This is a genomic window from Phyllobacterium sp. P30BS-XVII, from assembly GCF_014138335.1.
GTDB classification, from domain to species: Bacteria; Pseudomonadota; Alphaproteobacteria; order Rhizobiales; family Rhizobiaceae; genus Phyllobacterium; species Phyllobacterium meliloti.
Genome location: NZ_JACGXO010000002.1, coordinates 315,375 through 329,314 on the forward strand (window position 1 = coordinate 315,375; position 13,940 = coordinate 329,314).

General features: G+C 56.0%; 12 protein-coding genes. 6 read left to right on the plus strand and 6 right to left on the minus strand.

Features of this window, described 5'->3' with window-relative positions; genetic code table 11:
• Positions 1 to 61 precede the first annotated feature (61 nt).
• Positions 62 to 274 (minus strand): cold-shock protein, encoded by a 213-nt coding sequence (locus tag FHW17_RS07465; protein WP_091877960.1) that lies wholly within the window; start codon positions 272 to 274, stop codon positions 62 to 64.
• Between the two features lie 345 nt (positions 275 to 619).
• On the opposite strand from FHW17_RS07465, the gene FHW17_RS07470 reads away from it, so the two are divergent.
• Positions 620 to 2,404, plus strand: coding sequence for an ABC transporter ATP-binding protein/permease (locus FHW17_RS07470; protein WP_112525727.1), 1,785 nt, complete (start codon positions 620 to 622; stop codon positions 2,402 to 2,404).
• Between the two features lie 239 nt (positions 2,405 to 2,643).
• On the opposite strand, the gene FHW17_RS07475 is transcribed toward FHW17_RS07470, so the two are convergent.
• Positions 2,644 to 3,519, minus strand: a complete 876-nt coding sequence (locus tag FHW17_RS07475) for an NAD(P)H-binding protein (protein ID WP_182509520.1) — start codon at positions 3,517 to 3,519, stop codon at positions 2,644 to 2,646.
• Positions 3,520 to 3,740: 221 nt separating this feature from the next.
• On the opposite strand from FHW17_RS07475, the gene FHW17_RS07480 reads away from it, so the two are divergent.
• Entirely contained in the window at positions 3,741 to 4,088 is a 348-nt protein-coding gene (locus FHW17_RS07480) for a metalloregulator ArsR/SmtB family transcription factor (RefSeq protein ID WP_112525723.1), read from the plus strand.
• 30 nt (positions 4,089 to 4,118) lie between these two features.
• Positions 4,119 to 4,496 carry a DUF1801 domain-containing protein gene (locus FHW17_RS07485; RefSeq protein WP_162700249.1) on the plus strand — a complete coding sequence of 126 codons (378 nt, stop codon included), beginning with the start codon at positions 4,119 to 4,121 and terminating at the stop codon, positions 4,494 to 4,496.
• A 43-nt stretch (positions 4,497 to 4,539) separates the two neighbouring features.
• Here FHW17_RS07485 and carB read toward each other — a convergent pair whose 3' ends face one another.
• Positions 4,540 to 8,022, minus strand: coding sequence for a carbamoyl-phosphate synthase large subunit (gene carB / locus FHW17_RS07490; RefSeq protein ID WP_112525719.1), 3,483 nt, complete (start codon positions 8,020 to 8,022; stop codon positions 4,540 to 4,542).
• 370 nt (positions 8,023 to 8,392) lie between these two features.
• Between carB and FHW17_RS07495 the strand changes: the two genes are divergently transcribed.
• On the plus strand, positions 8,393 to 9,334 hold the full coding sequence (locus FHW17_RS07495; RefSeq protein WP_182509521.1) for a neutral zinc metallopeptidase: 942 nt from the start codon (positions 8,393 to 8,395) through the stop codon (positions 9,332 to 9,334).
• A 317-nt stretch (positions 9,335 to 9,651) separates the two neighbouring features.
• On the opposite strand, the gene FHW17_RS07500 is transcribed toward FHW17_RS07495, so the two are convergent.
• Positions 9,652 to 10,374, minus strand: a complete 723-nt coding sequence (locus FHW17_RS07500) for an aspartate/glutamate racemase family protein (protein WP_112525715.1) — start codon at positions 10,372 to 10,374, stop codon at positions 9,652 to 9,654.
• A 146-nt stretch (positions 10,375 to 10,520) separates the two neighbouring features.
• Here FHW17_RS07500 and FHW17_RS07505 point away from each other — a divergent pair, with 146 nt between their 5' ends.
• Complete coding sequence (locus tag FHW17_RS07505) at positions 10,521 to 10,985, plus strand: Lrp/AsnC family transcriptional regulator (protein ID WP_112525713.1); 465 nt, start codon at positions 10,521 to 10,523, stop codon at positions 10,983 to 10,985.
• Between the two features lie 528 nt (positions 10,986 to 11,513).
• Complete coding sequence (locus tag FHW17_RS07510) at positions 11,514 to 12,782, plus strand: TCR/Tet family MFS transporter (protein ID WP_182509522.1); 1,269 nt, start codon at positions 11,514 to 11,516, stop codon at positions 12,780 to 12,782.
• Here FHW17_RS07510 and FHW17_RS07515 read toward each other — a convergent pair.
• Both FHW17_RS07515 and FHW17_RS07520 read right to left on the minus strand, forming a co-directional pair.
• Positions 12,777 to 13,331, minus strand: coding sequence for a TetR/AcrR family transcriptional regulator (locus FHW17_RS07515; RefSeq protein ID WP_182509523.1), 555 nt, complete (start codon positions 13,329 to 13,331; stop codon positions 12,777 to 12,779). The genes FHW17_RS07510 and FHW17_RS07515 overlap by 6 nt on opposite strands.
• A gap of 3 nt (positions 13,332 to 13,334) precedes the next feature.
• Positions 13,335 to 13,808 (minus strand): nuclear transport factor 2 family protein, encoded by a 474-nt coding sequence (locus FHW17_RS07520; RefSeq protein WP_113097349.1) that lies wholly within the window; start codon positions 13,806 to 13,808, stop codon positions 13,335 to 13,337.
• Between the last annotated feature and the right edge of the window lie 132 nt (positions 13,809 to 13,940).

The window sequence follows — 13,940 nt, forward strand, 5'->3', positions numbered from 1 at the left end:
TTAAAATCCCGCCTTTTCAAATGTATGCGCTGGAAAATCCGGAGATTTTCGCTTGCGGCGATTAGCCAGCAACGCTGAGGTTGTCTGCGGACGACTTGCCCGAACGACGATCCTGTACGATTTCGTAGTTGATCTTCTGGCCGTCATTGAGGCCGCGCAAACCTGCACGCTCAACAGCAGAGATGTGTACGAAAACGTCTGCACCGCCGGTGTCAGGCTGGATGAAACCAAAGCCTTTAGTGCTGTTGAACCATTTCACTGTTCCCGTAGCCATGGGAAATTCCTTTCAGAGATATAAAACAGGCAACATACAGCTATGCTGCCCAGGGAATCGAACCTATGCAATGGAGTTCATCAGGAAGCGCAACGGGTTGCGCGGGTCGCAAAGTCACTCGACCGATAAATCGATGCGGGATACATAAGACAGAATCGGAGCAGAAACAAGCCGGATTCAAATCCGCTCATTGTTGGGGTCATACTTCCGCCCTTGATTAAGCGAAATTCAGCCTTACTTGCGCTGGGGAAATCCAGCACGTTATCCCGTGCAATTTAACCTTGCTGGCAACCTTTAATGGTAGAGTGGATGTGGCGAATCATGGTCGTCCACGGGGGCTAACTCATGGCGGAAGAGAAACAGAGCAAGACGTCCGCCATCGCTGTTGCCGGCGAAGTGCAGGTGGGACTTCTTTCTCAGCTTCGCGTTATCCTCGACGTATATTGGATCTCACCCGTCCGCAATCGCCTCATATTGCTGCTGCTGACCCTGTTCGCCATCATCATCGTTACATCTGCCGGTCAGGTTCGCCTCGTCCAATGGAACGGGCGCTTTCTTGATGCGCTTTCCCATCGGGATTTTCCGGCATTTCTGAGCGAATTGCTGGTGTTTCTGGGTATTGCAAGTGTTCTTCTGGTCCTTGCAGTGGCGCAAGCCTGGTTCAATCAGATGACGCGCATGAAACTGCGCGAGGGGCTGACCCGCGATCTGATCGGCGAGTGGCTGGTTCCCCGCCGCGCTTTCAAGCTTTCCAATTCCGGGCCGATCGGCGTCAACCCCGACCAGCGTCTGCATGAGGATGCGCGCCATCTGGCTGAAATGTCGACGGACCTTGGTCTTGGCCTGCTGCAGGCGTCCATTCTGGTGGCAAGCTTCATTGGCGTGCTCTGGGGGCTCTCCAGCGGCTTTGTCTTCAACGTTTATGGCTACAGTTTTTCCATTCCCGGCTACATGGTTTGGGCGGCGATCCTCTATGCTGGTTCAGCGTCGGCGATCAGCTGGTTCGTCGGGCGCAAGCTGATCAAGCTCAATGCTGACCGGTATCAGCGCGAGTCTGACCTGCGTTTTTCGCTGATGCGCGTCAATGAGCATATTGATGCCATTTCGCTCTATCGGGGCGAGCAGGACGAAAAGGTGAGGCTGGGTCTTGATGTCGACAGCCTGATGGGGGCGATCCGCAAACTGGTTTCCGCGTGGACGCAACTTGTGTGGGTCACGTCAGGCTATGGCTGGTTCACCAATGTCGCGCCCTATCTGGTGGCCGCACCTGTCTATTTCACCGGCAACTTGTCCTTTGGCGGCATGATCATCGCTGTTGGTTCATTCAACCAGCTTCAGGCCTCGCTCAAATGGTTTGTCGATAATTTCGGGGCGATTGCCGACTGGCGCGCCACGCTTTTGCGCGTCACGTCATTCCGTCAGGCGGTGCAGTCGATGGATACGCTCAACAGCGTTGAGCAGCGGATCAAATTCTCGGAGTCGGATAGCAATCAGCTGGTTTTCGATGGATTGAAGATTACTGCGCCGCTGGCAACCGTGCGCCTGAAAGAGAAGAAGGCCGTGGTGAAAGAGGGTGAGCGCGTGCTCATCACCAGCGAGCCCGGCATTGACAGGACATTGCTTTTCCGCGCGATTGCCGGTCTGTGGCCATGGGGTGCAGGCAACATCGCCCTGCCGAAGGACACCTCAATTCTTTATATGCCGCGCTCGCCCTATTTCCCGCCGGGCAGTCTGCGGGAGGTGATGTCCTATCCGCTCGGCAAAGATGCTTTTGCTGACACGGAGCTTGTCTCTGCCCTGCATGAGCTTGGTCTTGATCGTCTGGAAACCATGCTGGATTTCCGCACGCGCTGGGATCGTGAGCTGAGCGACGACGAGCAGCAGTCTCTGGCCTTCGCCCGGCTGATGCTGCACAAGCCGCAATGGGTTGTTATTGACGAATCTCTTGATGCCATGGAAGCCGAAGCGCATGACCGCGTTCTGGGCGTGCTGCGCGACAAGCTTGCCAAGTCAACCGTGGTGCATATCGGGCGCGAGGACAAAACCAACCATGTGTTCTCCAAAGTGCTGCATTTTATCAGCGATCCCAGCGGTCACGGTATGGAAGAAGAGGGCTTGAGCGGGGTTTAGGGCCGTGGTTCACGTGTCCTTCGATACGCCATAGGTCTGCATGTCTATTGTTCGTGGTTCGACAGGCTCACCATGAGGGAGATGGTGAGGTTGCAGGGTGTTTTATTCTGCAATCTTTACGATTAGCGTTGCATCACCCATCTCCCTCATGGTGAGCCTGTCGAACCACGAACCACGAACCACGAACCACGAACCACGAACCACATCCCCCCCATTACAAAGCACACCCTCTGCCCAACTCACATAAACAGCGGAGCATGCTCTCTCACCCAATGGGTAAAACTTAGGGGCGGGCGGCCAATCACCTGCTGTACGCTCTTTGTCACCGCACGGCCTTCCACAGGCGGGTTGCTGTTCCATGCCACCACGTAATCAATGACATCCTCGTCAATGCCGAGTTCGCGCATGGACTGCCTTGTATGCTCCTCGCTGACCTCGACATATGTGATCGGCTTGCCCGTGGCGGCGCTGATCGCCCGGATTTTATCCGGTATGGTCAGGACTTCCGAACCTGTGAGCTTGAGCGTTTTGCGTGAATGCCCGCCGTCACTCAGGATTTTTGCGGCAACGGCAGCGACATCCGCTTCGTGGATCAGGGTTTTGGCCATACGGCCATAGGGCTCACGCACCACATTGGCGGATTTGATGCTCTTGATCCAGCCGAGTGTGTTGGACATGAGATCAACAGGCTGCAAAATCGTCCAGTCCACATCGCTTGCCATAACAGCCTTTTCAACGCTGCCAGTGCGGCCATCGCTGAGCACACTGATGCGCTGCACACCCTCCCAACGCGCCAGTTGCACGATGTCGTCACCGTTTTCGAGTGGCGTGTAATCATCGCCGCCGATGGTGATGAGATGAAGACCCGCAACCCCGGCGAGCGCCCGTTCGAATGTTTCAGGCCTTGTCAGATCGCCTTCGACCACCTCAACGTAGCGGGGTAGATTGGCACGCTTCGCATCACGGGTCAGCGCCCGGACAAGATAGCCATTTTCCAATAGCCTATTGACGATGTGCCGGCCAACATTGCCCGTTGCGCCTGTCACAAGAAATCGTTTTGCCTGAAACAGCCGGAGAAACTGTGCGTCTGTTAGTCTTTCAATGTCGGTCAACATGATTGCTCCTGAATAGGTCGATTCCGCTAGGAGTAGGGGTTATAAAACCTCGACTTAAGTTGAGGTCAATTGGTCTGTTGAATGTCATTTTGTCCAAGCCCGGATAAGTCTGGTTTCCTGTCCGTGATGCCGCTAGCATGGGCGTGTCGAATCTTGACAATCCCATAGGGTTTGCATTATTAAACTATTTGGTTATTTAACCCAAGGGTAATGTAATAAATATGACGCCTGACCGTCTCAGTGGCATATTGTCTGCTCTCGCCGATCCAACGCGGCGGGCTATTCTGGCGCGACTGTCCGAAGGCGAAACATCTGTGACTGAACTGGCCGAGCCATTCAACATGAGCATGCCAGCGGTTTCAAAACATCTGAAGGTGCTGGAGAAGGCGGGCCTGATCGCGCGCGGGCGGGAAGCCCAATGGCGGCCCTGCCGTCTGGAGGCTGGACCTTTGCGTGAAGTATCCGACTGGCTCGAACATTACCGGCGGTTCTGGGATCAGAGCCTCGACCGGCTTGAAGACTATCTGCAGACCTTGCAGAAGGGTGATCCCAACGGGACACGGAACTAACCAAATTTCCAAAACATGAGGGGAGTGAACATGGCCAAGACGGTTGACGACTATATTGCGGGCCTTGGCGGCTGGCAGGCGGAAGCTGTTGTCGCGCTACGCCGGGATATATTGAGTGTGGATGGTGTGACGGAGACCTTCAAATGGGGCCATCCCGTCTATGAGTCCAATGGTCCGGTATGTCTGTTCAAAGCGCACAAGTCGCATGTGGCGTTTGCGCTATGGCGGGGTGCGGAAATGAAGTCGCTTGAACCGAAACTGGAAGAGAGCGGCAGCTTTTTGATGGCATCGCTGAAGCTTCAGGGGCCGGGCGAAATAAAGACGGCTGTGGTCCACAAGCTTGTCACGGCGGGCGTTGCGCTCAATGCGGAAAAAGGCGATCCGACAAAGGAAGCCAAGCGCGTCTGACAATAATATCCGGTCACGGCGTAGGCCGTGACCGGATCATATCTTAGAAATAATCCTGCAGCGGCCGCACTTCGAGCGAACCGGCTTTCAGCGCTGCAATGGCTTCCGCCACCGCATCGGCACCCGACAGCGTGGTGTAATAGGGCACCTTCTGCATCAATGTGGCGCGGCGCAGCGATTTGGAGTCCGAGATCGCCTTTGCGCTATCGGTGGTGTTGAACACCAGCTGCACCTGCCGGTTGCGAATGGCGTCCTCAACATGCGGACGGCCTTCCTGAACCTTGTTGATCTTCTGGGCTGCTACACCGTTTTCCGCAAGGAAGCGGGCCGTACCGCCTGTTGCCAGAACCTTGAAGCCCAATTCCGAAAGCCGCTTGACTGGGGCCAGAATGCGCTGCTTGTCCTCATCACGCACCGATACGAACAATGTGCCGTCGCGCGGAAGGTCAACACCGGCACCAAGCTGCGCCTTGGCAAAGGCGAGGGCGTAATCATAGTCGAGGCCCATGACTTCACCGGTCGAGCGCATTTCCGGTCCGAGCAGAATGTCGACACCGGGGAAGCGGGCAAACGGGAAGACCGCTTCCTTGACGGCAATGTGTTTGCGCGCCGTGCCTGAGGGCTTGCCGCCGTAATTGCCAAGTGCCTCATCCAGTGTTTCACCGGCCATGATGCGCGCGGCGATCTTGGCGATCGGCTTGCCAATGGTCTTGGCAACGAAGGGCACTGTGCGCGAGGCACGCGGATTAACCTCAAGCACATAGATCGTGCCATCCTTGATAGCGTACTGAACGTTCATCAGGCCGACAACATTCAGCGACTTCGCCAGTGCAGCGGTTTCCGCTTCGAGCTGCTCAACGATTTCGGCGGAGAGCGAATGTACAGGCAGTGAGCAGGCACTGTCGCCGGAGTGAATACCGGCTTCCTCGATATGTTCCATGATGCCCGATACCCATGTGTTCTTGCCATCACACAGGCAATCCACATCGACTTCGATGGCTTCGCTCAAGTAGCGGTCAAACAGCAGCGGGTTCTTGCCGAGCAGCGTGTTGATCTGGCCCGTCTTGTCGTTCGGATATTTTTGCTTGATGTCTTCAGGCACGAGTTCGGGCACCGTGTCGAGCAGATAGCTCTGCAAAGCGCGCTCATCATGGATAATCTGCATGGCACGGCCGCCCAGCACATAGGACGGACGGACAACCAGCGGGAAGCCGAGTTCACCGGCAATGGTGCGCGCCTGTTCGACGGAGTAAGCAATGCCGTTCTTCGGCTGGGTCAGATCAAGCTTGATGAGCAGTTTCTGAAAGCGGTCGCGGTCTTCGGCAAGGTCAATCGCATCGGGCGAGGTCCCGAGGATCGGAATACCCGCCTTTTCAAGTGCATCGGCGAGCTTGAGCGGTGTCTGGCCGCCGAACTGGACGATGACGCCGTGCAATGTCCCGGCTGTCTGTTCCGTGCGCAGGATTTCCAGCACATCTTCCGCCGTCAGTGGCTCGAAATAGAGCCGGTCCGATGTGTCATAATCCGTTGAAACCGTTTCCGGGTTGCAGTTGATCATGATGGCTTCATAGCCCGCATCGCGCAGCGCAAAGGCGGCATGGCAGCAGCAATAATCGAACTCAATGCCTTGCCCGATCCGGTTGGGACCGCCACCGAGGATGACCACCTTCTTGCGGTCCGAAACCTGCGCTTCGGAAGCAACCGCTCCGGCGAACGGCACTTCATAGGTCGAATACATATAGGCGGTTGGTGAGGCAAATTCGGCGGCGCAGGTGTCAATGCGCTTGAAGACCGGATGTACACCCAGCTTCCTGCGTAGCTTGAACACGTCGTTGGCGTCGATCTTGGCAAGGCTGCCGAGACGGGCATCGGAAAAGCCCATGCCCTTCAGCATACGCAGGTTCTGGGCATCCTGCGGCAGGCCGTGCTCGCGCACACGCTCTTCGGTGGCGATAATTTCGGCCATCTGCTCAAGGAACCATGGATCGATCTTGCAACCCTCATGGACTTCCTCGACGGAAAGGCCAAGGCGCAGCGCCTGAGCAACCATGCGCAGACGGTCGGGCGTTGGCGTGCCAATGGCAGCGCGAATGGCATTGTTGTCACTGCCTTCGCCAAGGCCGGGAATGGCGATTTCATCGAGGCCGGTCAGGCCGGTTTCAAGGCCGCGCAGCGCCTTTTGCAGCGATTCCTTGAAGGTACGGCCAATGGCCATGACTTCACCAACGGATTTCATAGCCGTTGTCAGTGTGGGTTCGGCGCCGGGGAACTTTTCAAAGGCGAAGCGCGGGATCTTGGTGACGACATAATCGATGGAGGGTTCGAATGATGCCGGGGTTGCGCCGCCGGTGATATCGTTCTCAAGCTCATCCAGCGTGTAACCAACAGCAAGCTTGGCCGCGATCTTGGCAATCGGGAAGCCGGTTGCCTTGGAAGCCAGCGCCGAAGAGCGCGAGACGCGTGGGTTCATTTCAATGACGATCAGACGGCCATTCTCAGGGTTCACCGCGAACTGCACGTTCGAACCGCCGGTTTCCACGCCAATCTCACGCAGCACCGCAATCGAGGCGTTGCGCATGATCTGATATTCCTTGTCCGTCAGGGTCAAGGCTGGTGCAACGGTGATCGAGTCGCCCGTATGCACACCCATCGGGTCGATATTCTCGATGGAGCAGATGATGATGCAATTGTCCGCCTTGTCGCGGACGACTTCCATTTCATATTCTTTCCAGCCAAGCACGGATTCTTCAATCAGCACTTCCGTGGTTGGCGATGCATCAAGGCCGCTGCCGATGATCTCGTAAAATTCAGAGCGGTTATAGGCAATGCCGCCGCCGGTGCCGCCCATGGTGAAGGACGGGCGGATGATGGCGGGCAGGCCGACATGATCAAGCGCCGCACCGGCCATCCCCAAGGCATGGGAGACATAGCGCTGCTTGCGGTCGCCTTCGCCGAGCTGCCATTCGGTTTCCAGCTTGTCGAGCGCCGCATCCAGTTCCGGGCCAGAATATTTGGCTTTGACGATCTCGCGCTGTTCCTTATGCAGGCGGCGGTCGAGATCTTTCACCTCGGTTGCATTGGCCAGCATGGATTTGGGTGTTTCCAGCCCGATCTTGGCCATGGCCTCGCGGAAAAGCGCGCGGTCTTCGGCCTTGTCGATGGCTTCCGCATTGGCGCCGATCATTTCGACATTGTAGCGTTCAAGCACACCCATGCGGCGCAGCGACAGGGCGGTGTTCAGCGCAGTCTGTCCGCCCATGGTGGGTAGCAGAGCGTCGGGGCGTTCCTTGGCGATGATCTTGGCGACCACCTCAGGGGTGATCGGCTCTATATAGGTCGCATCGGCCAGCTCCGGATCGGTCATGATCGTGGCCGGGTTGGAGTTGACGAGGATGACGCGGTAGCCTTCCTCTTTCAGCGCTTTACAGGCCTGTGTGCCTGAATAGTCGAATTCACATGCCTGACCGATGATGATCGGTCCTGCGCCGATGATCAGAATAGATTTGATGTCGGTGCGTTTTGGCATGGCTTCTTCCTATCAACAGCGTATCTGCGCAAAAAACCGCACGGACTTGACCGTACGGGCAGACACAAAATTCCTAATGCGAGGCTAAGGCTGCCTTATAGGCAAAGCGATCGCGTTGCGTAACCCCAAAAACGCACAATTCCATGCTTTTTCGCCGCAGTTTTATCAGGATATTGCGCCTGATGGCCTCTTGTCTCGCTAAGGTCATGGAATGTCTGCTTGAACCTGCATTATTCAGTCACGAAAATTGATTATGAACTGATTGCAGCCAGCAGTTGAAAATAGCATCGTGCATGGAACAAATATGGGACTATACTGTTGACGTGCAGCATATCGGCCTGTGGGCTGAGGGTTCATCTGGAGGTTGGTAATGCGCTGGCAAGGCGGTAGACAAAGTGACAATGTTGAGGACCGCCGCACCGAGGGTGACGATGGCGGTATCCCCGGAGGAACGGGCGGTGGTGGATTTCGCTTCCCGAGCGGCGGCGGCATGCAGTCGGTTCGTGGCGGCGGTATCTCCGGCATCCTTATTCTCGCGGCGATTTTCCTGTTCCTGAAATTCTGCACGAATATTGATCCAATGCAGATTCTGGTGAATGGCGGGCTGGACCAGCTGGCGCCGGGACAGAGCCAGACCGAGCCATCGCCGGCTTCCCGCCCCACCGCGCAGGCAAATGACCAGATGACCCAGTTCGTCAAAACTGTTCTGGCGGAGACCGAGGATGTCTGGAGCGGCATTTTCCAGGCTGAAGGCAAGCAGTATCCCCCGCCCACCATGGTTCTGTTCAATGGACAGGTTCGTTCTGCCTGCGGTTTTGCCAGTGCGGCCTCCGGACCATTCTATTGCCCTGGTGATCGCAAGCTCTATATCGATCTGAGCTTTTATGACGAGCTGGACAAGAAATTCGGTGCATCCGGCGATTTCGCTCAAGCCTATGTGCTGGCCCATGAAGTCGGCCATCACGTCCAGAACCTCATTGGTGTTCTGCCGAAGTTCAACCAGATGCGCCAGAACATGAGCGAGGCCGATGCCAATGCCATGTCTGTACGAGTTGAACTTCAGGCCGATTGCTTTGCCGGTATCTGGGGACATTTCACCCAGCAGAAGGGCATTCTCGAAGCGGGTGATCTGGAAGAAGCGCTCAATGCCGCCAAGCAGATCGGTGATGACACCCTGCAGCGGAAAATTCAGGGCTATGTCGTTCCTGAAAGCTTCAACCACGGCACCTCTGCCCAGCGCAGTGCGTGGTTCAAGCGCGGCTTTGACAGCGGTAAACTCGACAGCTGCGATACATTCAGCGGCGGTATCTGAGATCGCTCACTCACACAAACAAAAGGCGGCAGAGATGCCGCCTTTTTCTTATTGAAGCACTTCATCTTGATCATCCACTTCTCCGTCATCCCCGGGCTTGACCCGAGGACCCACCATTGGAAAAATTACAATTCCAAAACAGAGATATACCAACTAGCCGACCGAGATTACGAAACCCGGTTTGTGCTTTTTGCCTTGGGTCCTCGGGTCAAGCCCGAGGATGACGGGTGGGGTGGGGGAGATGAAATGTGCTCCCTTACAATCACCCCTCTCCCTCATGGTTGTTATGTCGAACCACGCACTGTCAGCATGCAGGATTAAACAGCGTTCTGCTTGTTTGCCACACCCTCTTCCAGCGCCATGGAAACGGCAGCATCGGAATGGATCGTTGTGGAATCAAACACTGGCAGGGCCACATTGTTGTCTGTGATGGACAGGCAAATCTCGGTACAGCCGAGAATGACGCAATCGGCTCCGGCTTCCTTGCCGCGGAGGATGATTTTTTCCAGTGCCTGACGGGACTCCGGCTTGACGATACCGCAGCAGAGTTCATCAAAAATCACCGAGTGAATTTTCGCGCGATCGATCTCATTGGGCACCATAACGTCAATGCCGAATTCATCGCGCATGTAATCGGCGTAGAAACCGTGCTCCATTGAGTAGCGGGTTGCCAGAAGCAGCGGGCGCTTCTTGCCATTGGCAGCCAGCACGCGGCCAGTCTCGCGGCGAATATCGATCAGCGGAATGGTGACGGACTGCGCCACTTCAGCAGCCACAAGGTGCATGGTGTTGGTGCAGATGAGCACGCAATCGGCGCCAGCAGCTTCAAGGCGCTTGGCCGCATCGGATAGGAGTGCCGCGGCATCATCCCAGCGGTCGCTCTTTTGCAGGGCGACGACTTCGGAGAAATCCAGCGATTGCATGGCGACCTTGGCGGAAGCAAGGCCACCCAACCTGATACGGACGGCTTCGTTGATCTGCCGGTAATAAACCGCAGTGCTTTCCCAGCTCATTCCGCCAATCAGGCCAATCGTGCGCATTCTTATTCTCCCATTAAAGTCATTAGAGGAATAATAGTTCGGATAGCGCGCGAAAGGTTCGCGAAGTTTGCGAATAAAATCTGTCATGTCGCAAAAAATAAGCGTATCTTTAGTAGTGCACGCTTAAAATTTGCTTGGGAATTGACATGCTCGATGATCGTGACCGCAAAATCCTTGATTTGCTGCAAGAAGATTCGTCCATAGGGGTATCCGATATGGCTGATCGCGTCAGCCTTTCCATCTCGGCATGCTCCCGCCGCATCCAACGTCTGGAGGAAGAGGGCTATATTGCCCGAAGAGTCGTTCTTCTCGACCGGCCCGTTATGGGCCTGCCAACGACAATGTTCGTTATTGTGCGCACCGCGCGGCACTCAGCCGATTGGCTGGAACAGTTCCGCGCTGCCATCATCGATATCCCTGAAATTGTCGAGGTACACCGGATGACCGGCACCATTGATTATATCCTGAAGCTGGTCCTGCCGCGCGTCGAAGCCTATGACGGGATTTACAAAACACTGGTGGAAAAGGTCGAGTTCTTTGACATATCCGCCTCGGTTTCCATGGAGACGCTGAAAGCAACCACGGCTTTGCCAACCCATTATGCGCGGTAGGGTTGATGGGGTGGTTTTGCCTGTGCATCGGTTGTTGTGGAGTGGTGCGTGGTTCGTGGTTCGACATAACAACCATGAGGGAGAGGGGTGATGAAAGGGAGCTATATTCTGCAATCTTTATGATCTGCAACGTTGGCGACTAGCGTTGCATCCTCGCTCTCCCTCATGGTTGTTATGTCGAACCACGAACCCCGGATTACGAACAACGCAGCGGTGGCGCTCACCCCCCTCTGTCCTGTCGGACATCTCCCCCACAAGGGGGGAGATCACATTGACATGAACGCTTTCCCACAAGCGGAAAAGTTTCAGATTGTGCAAAGGCAGTAGTGAAGGCTGATCTCACCCCTTGTGGGGGAGATGCCCGACAGGGCAGAGGGGGGTGACGGTCGCATCGCACAATCAACTTCAATCATCCCCCTCAAACGGCACCACCTTTCAACAATGTTCACGTATTGTTTCGCTTGTCCAAATCGTTTAAGACCATTTTCCGGGTCTATTTTGCTCCGCAATGCCAGTTGAGGGTTTCCGATGATTGATCCCGTTCTTGCCAAGCGTGGGCTGACACTTGTCTTTGTCATGCTTCTTCTTGATGTCATTGGCATTGCGATCATCGTTCCTGTCATGCCTGCCTATCTGGAAGAATTGACGGGGTCTGATGTCAGCCATGCGGCGATTGATGGCGGGTGGTTGCTGTTTGTTTATGCGGCGATGCAATTTGTCTTTGCGCCGCTGATCGGCAATCTGAGCGACCGGTATGGCCGTCGTCCGGTACTGCTGGCCTCGGTGTTCACCTTCGCCATCGACAATCTGATCTGCGCGCTGGCGACAAGTTTCGGCATACTCTTTATCGGACGTGTGCTGGCGGGTATCAGCGGCGCGAGCTTTTCCACAGCGTCCGCCTATATTGCCGATGTCAGCACGGACGAGAATCGCGCCAAGAATTTTGGCCTGCTCGGCATTGCGTTCGGTGTGGGTTTTATTCTCGGCCCGATCATTGGCGGTCTGCTGGGCGAATTTGGTCCGCGCGTCCCCTTCTATGGTGCGGCGCTGATCGCGTTCCTCAATTTCATCGTCGCCTATTTCTTCCTGCCGGAAACGCTTGATGCGAAAAACCGCCGGACGTTCGACTGGAAACGTGCCAACCCGCTCGGCGCCTTGAAGCAGATGCGCGGTCATAAGGGCATTCTGTGGATCGGGCTTGTTTTCTTCATGCTGACGCTTGGCCATATGGCCTATCCGTCCGTCTGGTCATTTGTCAGCGATTACCGCTACGGCTGGAACCAGCGGGATATTGGCCTGTCGCTGGGCGTCTTCGGCATGGGCGGTGCGCTGGTTATGGTGTTCATCCTGCCGCGGGTTGTGGCGCGGTTTGGTGAATGGCGAACGGCGGTGATCGGGCTGGTTTTCACGGCGCTGGGTTTCTTCGGTTATGCCGCCGCATGGCAGGGCTGGATGGTCTATGCGGTCATCGTGGCGACGTGCCTTGAAAGCATTGCTGATCCAGCCATGCGCAGTATTGCTTCCGCCAAGGTTCCGCCGTCCGAGCAGGGCGAATTGCAGGGTGCGATGACCAGCATGTTCAGCATCACCAATGTGATCGGCCCGCTGATTTTCACCCAGATATTTGCGATTTTCACAGCGCCGACGGCAGTTTTTGCCTTTGGCGGTGCGCCTTATGTGCTTGGCGGAATTTTTGTTGTCATCGCCGTGGCGGTCTTTGTGCTGCGCGTGGAGAAGCCCGCCTTAACACATGAACCGCTGGAACCGGGTGCCTTGGTGTCCGGTGAAGCTTCATAGCAAGCGCTTCTCGATCCTGATCATCGCGCGCTCGAATATGCCTGGATCATTGAGCGCGCGGGCGAGAACCAATGCGCCCTGAATATTGGCAACCGCGTCCTCGGCAAGATCGACGGCCTGATCCTGTTGATGACCGGCCTTTTGCAGTGCCGTGGCAAGGGAGCTTTTCCAAACAGCGAAATAATCAAGAATAGCGCTGGCAAAACGGTCGCGGACATTGTCGAGGGCGAAAGCGCCGACAATGCAGACGCGGCGCCCCGACTGGAAATAATCCGACACGGCCCGGCACATGGCGCTGATTGCTGCCTGCGGATCATCCGATTGGCGCAGCGGGCGATAGATGCACTCTTCAAACCACGCATCAATGTGCTGCAACACGGCCGTTGCCATCTCGTCCTTGCCGCCGGGAAAGAAGTGATAGAGGCTGCCGCGGCCAAGACCGGTCTTTTCGCCAATCACCGAGAGGCTTGCGCCTTCAAAACCATATTCACGGAAGGTTTCAGCAAGGGCGGGAATGACATCGGCGCGCTCGGCAATGGTTCGTGCCATGTCTCAGAGGCCCAATTCGCTCAATCCGGGATGATCCGCCGGGCGCGGGCCGGACCGGTCCCAAAAGAATTTCCGCTCGGATTCCTTGATTGGCAGATCGTTGATGCAGGCAAAACGCGTTTGCATCAGGCCGTTTGCATCGAACTCCCAGTTTTCATTGCCATAGGCGCGAAACCAGTTGCCGGAATCATCGTGATATTCATAGGCAAATCGCACGGCGATGCGATTGTCGGCGAAGGCCCAAAGCTCCTTGATCAGGCGATAATCCAGTTCACGGTTCCATTTGCGCGCAAGAAATGCGGCGATGGCCTCGCGGCCCTGCACGAATTCGGCGCGGTTGCGCCAATAGCTATCGGCTGTATAGGCCAGCGCCACCCGTTCCGGATTGCGGGTATTCCAGCCATCTTCCGCCGCACGGACTTTCTGGGTGGCGGTTTCGCGGGTGAAGGGCGGAAGCGGTGGACGCTGTTCGGACATGGTGTGCTCCTGTCAATCGAATTGTACTGATTGGTAAAGTCTGTGTTGATTGGTACATTCGACATTTGCGACTGTCAATGGCTGTTGAGAATTTGAATCCGCCACCTATTTGATTGGTTGCCGCTTTGCGCT